Annotated in this window: 2 protein-coding genes; both read left to right on the forward strand. The window is 29.5% G+C overall.

Annotated features, from left to right (window positions below; translation table 11 throughout):
* Window positions 1-64: 64 nt before the first annotated feature.
* Complete coding sequence (locus RR643_RS08030; RefSeq protein WP_332482896.1) at window positions 65-1,423, forward strand: hypothetical protein; 1,359 nt, start codon at window positions 65-67, stop codon at window positions 1,421-1,423.
* A gap of 107 nt (window positions 1,424-1,530) precedes the next feature.
* A complete protein-coding gene (locus RR643_RS08035; protein ID WP_332482897.1) occupies window positions 1,531-2,832 on the forward strand; it encodes a hypothetical protein in 1,302 nt (433 codons plus the stop codon).
* The last annotated feature ends 33 nt before the right edge of the window (window positions 2,833-2,865 follow it).

Genomic DNA, 2,865 nt, shown 5'->3' on the forward strand with positions numbered 1-2,865 from the left:
TCTTCAAAATAATAAATCTGATTTATTCTACCGAATCATATCTTTAAATAGAAAGTAGGGCTATATGATAAAATACATTCTCATCTTATGTTTCTTTTTGTCATCGTGTACTATACAAAAGAATAATCCTTCTGAAATTACGGTTCTTCAATTAAGTAAAACCGAAGAATCTCAACTCAACGAGATATATAGACAAACAGATTTAGAGGGATATTCATCAAATAAAATTGAAACAGAAAATTATACAAACATGTTTACTACAATAACTGGTGAATATGATGATTTGAAATATACTTTCACAAGTCATTACACAAATGATTATTCTCTTGAAGTCTATTTTGAACCATTAATTTTTTATTATATTGATGGAAACAACCTCAAAGTAGGAACCATGTTATCTGGAATTATTTATAACGATTCTCCCGATGCAGCAAGAATTTATTCAACGGTATCTATTAGAGATACTGTTTATTCCATTTATTTTGATCCAACTAGAGCAAAACTATTTTTTTCTGATACCAATAATGAAGTTGATTTTAATGATTCTGATAAAAAAGCATTACTTGATTCCTATTTAATACAATGGGATGACCTTGCAGAATTCGAACGTAAAATTGGATTTGTTAATCATCAAATTTCTGCAATTATTAAAAATGAATTTGTATTCAAGGAAAACCTTCCAGGTTATCGTTATCAATTTGTTACAGGATATAATATATTTGAATTAGATTATCAAATTGCATCTCCACAAATTGTAATCAATGACAATGCTCGTGCAGATATAAATGGGCTAAATGATTTAGAACGCTTACTTTCACTCGTTTGTTTTATTGATACTGATATACATAATTTAAGTGATATCTCATTTGACACACTTGTTAATTGGTATACTCAAACACATAAACCAACCACCATGTGTATTCTTGATGATTGTACAAGTTCTTATCAGTTTTATTCTTTAGATGATACACTCACTACAAATTATGATTTAGATGAATTTAATAAAGTTTATACAAATGAATTGAACCAAGATCAGCCAATAGAGATGGATGAGAATATGAAATTCAAAAGCGGACTCATTTACAATGTGAAAGAACATGCTTTTCAGAGTCAGTTATCCCAAGGCAATGTTTCAACGAATACTTTTGGTTACCTTAGTGAAGTTAAAAACACCAAAAACAACATCACAACTTATGTCATCACCCCTTATGAAGTTAGAGATACAACTTTGAATTATGAAAGAATCATTGTCTATAGAAATGTGAATCATTATTATCCTATTCCAAATAATGTAACTACAAGCCAAGATTTATACGCTTATACAAATAAATTGAAAGATAAACTCATATCTTTCGAAGTAAAAATACAAGAAAACAATAATGGCACCTACCAACTAGTTTCAGTAAAACAAAAAGATAATTAATTCTATACACTCTTGTGAATTGACTCGTATTTTAGATGTTGATAGACTATTAATATAGACCAATATACAATCTGTCAACTATTGCGTATAAAACTGGAGGTAACTCAATGAAACGTATTCTATTAATCATACTTTGTATGATGTTAGTAAGTTGTACACAAACACCACAGAATAAGAATGAAGAATCATCAACATTTAGTATAGGTGATCAAGAAGTAATGAATAAGATGATTTACGATGAGAATTTCTTTTTCCCTTTTATCCTTCAACAAAAATACATCTCCACAAAGTATAACGATGATAATGTAAGTATCAACTTCTATAATAATGCTAAATTTGATGCTTTATTTTATTACGATGGAGAATTTAACTATAACTATAGTTTCCAACCCTTAGATTTAAAAATAAGTGATGATTTAAACGTGAATCTATTTACAACTTATACCTATGTTCCAGATTATTACGAAAGTCATTTACTTGCGTACATCACCATCAACACCGAAGCCAAGTATTATACATTTGATCAAAATAGAGTACAGTTGTTGAATTATGGAACTGAAGAAGTAGTCTCCTTAGAAGATGATATCCAAGCACCTATCATCGAGCTTCTTAAAGAACAATGGAATGATATGATGAATTTTCGTGTTGTATGTCAAACATTTAGTAATCGACTAAACAAAGTAGCATATACGGATGAAGTCACATTCAATGAAGATCCATTACCGGTCGAAGGCTTTGTATTGGAGTGGGATGAGAATTTAAATAGTGAAACTGGAATTTATCAAGGTATATCTAATTTCCCAATCACTGAATTTATTAAAATTAATGACGAAGAGATAAAGAGTAACATTGATTTATCACAATTGGAAAACATGGCATCTTTATTCTATTTTCTTAAAGACAATTCAAATTTCAATGCTCCTAACTACGATCAAATCTTAGCTTGGTTATTTAATACAAACTATTATGGTCTCAATACAATCACACTAGAACAACTCAACGATGTTCTTACAAACACCCTAAACTTAGATAAGACAACCATCAATTATGATTTAATTCTTAAAAATGGTATTACTCAAGAATTTGATACACAAAGTTTTAACGCCATTATACCAAGTGGTGTTGGAAGTGGATATTTAGGAATTATTATTGATGAAACAGAGACGATTGACAAGATACCTACATACAACATCTTACCTTATGATGTCATCATCAAAGATATGAATCAATCCATCGTTTCAATTCAAGGTGAAGAAATTCTTAAAGATCATCTCAGTGAAGAAGAAATAGTAACCTATTTACAAGATAACCTAGAAACACTACCACACTGGAAAGTTAGTATAGAAAATGGCTCTATTTATCAAGCTACCGTTGTAGATGGAATTTCCGAATCAGCTAGCCTTGATTAAGTATGTCAACTAAAGGAGAGTATTTATGAAAAA

This window comes from Anaerorhabdus sp. (genome assembly GCF_036637135.1).
Taxonomy (GTDB): Bacteria; Bacillota_I; Bacilli_A; order Erysipelotrichales; family Erysipelotrichaceae; genus Anaerorhabdus.

Coding starts and splice junctions, on each gene's coding strand:
- RR643_RS08030 (WP_332482896.1), top strand. CDS start 65: ATGATAAAATACATTCTCATCTTATGTTTCTTTTTGTCATCGTGTACT.
- RR643_RS08035 (WP_332482897.1), top strand. CDS start 1,531: ATGAAACGTATTCTATTAATCATACTTTGTATGATGTTAGTAAGTTGT.